At 67.8% G+C, this 1,849-nt stretch carries 1 protein-coding gene; it reads right to left on the minus strand.

From position 1 onward, the window contains the following. Window positions 1-1,849: non-ribosomal peptide synthetase (locus tag ASG87_RS09670; protein WP_157511000.1), on the minus strand; the 1,849-nt coding region annotated here is incomplete at both ends.

Here is a 1,849-nt window from a genome sequence, read left to right on the forward strand (position 1 = left end):
GCGCCTGCAACTGCTCGCGCACCCGCGCCACCAGTTGCATCGCCAGCAGCGAGTGGCCGCCCAGGGCAAAGAAGCTGTCCCGGCGACCCACCCTCGGCACCCGCAACACCTCCTGCCACACACCCGCCAGCGCCGTCTCCAGACCCGCTTCCGGGGCTTCAAAATCGCGTTGGCCGTAACTGGCGTCGTCCGGAGCCGGCAGGACCGGGCGATCGAGCTTGCCGTTGGGAGTCAACGGCCAGTCCTCGACGCGCACCATCGCGGCCGGCACCATGAAGTCGGCCAGGCGCGCCGTCAGCCAGTCGCGCAGGTCCGCAACCTGCAATGGACGCGAGCCATCGGTCCGGAAATACGCGACCAGGCGTGGATCGCCCGGCACATCCTCCCGGACCAGCACGACGGCATCGCGGACTCCCGGACAGGCACACAACTGGGCCTCGATTTCACCCAGCTCGATCCGGTAGCCCCGGACCTTGACCTGGAAGTCGTTGCGTCCCAGATAGTCGATGCTGCCGTCCCCGCGCCAACGGCCAAGATCGCCCGTACGGTAGACACGCGCTTCCCGGTCGGGCTGGAAGGGATCGGCGATGAAGCGGCCCTGCGTCAGCTCCGGCTGGTTCAGGTAACCGCGCCCGACACCGGCTCCGCCAATCCAGATTTCACCCACCTGACCAGGCGGCACCACCTGCCCGAAACGATCGACGATGTAGACCTGCGTATTGGCCACGGGGCGGCCGATGTGCGGCGTGTCGACCGCGCGGATCCGGGTCAGGGTCGCATCAACGGTGCATTCGGTCGGACCGTAGACGTTGAAGTATCGGCACCGCTCGTCCTGCGCCAGATGCTGCCAGAGTTTGCCGACGATCGCCTCGCCGCCCACCAGCACCGCATCGGCATGGTAGTCGGGCTGATCGAGCAGGCCGGCAGCGAGCAGGCCTTCCAGATGCGAGGGCGTGCAATCGAAGGCACGCACCCGATGCTCGCGCAGGTAAGCCACCATCGCCGCAGCATCCTGGCGCACCCATTGTGGGATCACGACCAGACAGCGGCCGGACAGGAGCTGGATCAACGACTGGACCGAGGCGTCGAAGGACAACGAGCCATTGAGTCCGACCCGGGCATCGGCCGGCAAGTCGCCCAGCACCTGCCGCTCCAGGTCCGCCCAAAGGTTGAGCACGCAACGGTGCTCGACCATGACGCCTTTCGGCCGCCCGGTTGAGCCGGAGGTATAGATCACATAGGCCAGCGCCTCCACGTCCAGACCGGCGACCCGCGGATTGCCGCGGGAAGAACCGGCGGGCATCGACGTCAGGTCGATCAACGCCGCCGACGGGGCAAGCGTGCCTGCCCTTGCCGCCAGTCCCTTGCCGCAGAGCACCGCCATGGGAGCACTGTCCTGCAGCATGTAGCGCAGGCGGTCGTCCGGGTACCCCAGGTCCAGGGGCACATAGGCGCCGCCCGCTTTCCAGACGGCCAGGATGGCAACGATCTGCTCCGGCCCGCGTTCGGCCAGGATCGCTACGCGATCCTCGACCCGGATGCCCCGATCCAGCAATTGCCAGGCCAGTGCATTGGCCGCTTCGTTCAGGTCCGCGTACCGCATCGCACATCCGGGAGCCAGCACCGCCAGCGCCTCCGGCGCCTGTGCCGCCCGATGCTCGATCCAGCCATGCAGGGTGTGCTCGACCGGGATCGGCTGCGGCTCGCATCGTGTGCTCGCCAAGAACCGGTGGCAGCCCGCGTCATCGAGCAACCGCATTGCCGCCGGTTGCACGCTGGCGTCTTCCAGCCATTGCCCGACCAAGGCCAGGTAGTGGTCGGCCCAGCGCTGGACCGTGGCCTCGTCGAA

Source organism: Frateuria sp. Soil773 (assembly GCF_001428405.1).
Taxonomy (GTDB): Bacteria; Pseudomonadota; Gammaproteobacteria; order Xanthomonadales; family Rhodanobacteraceae; genus LMSL01.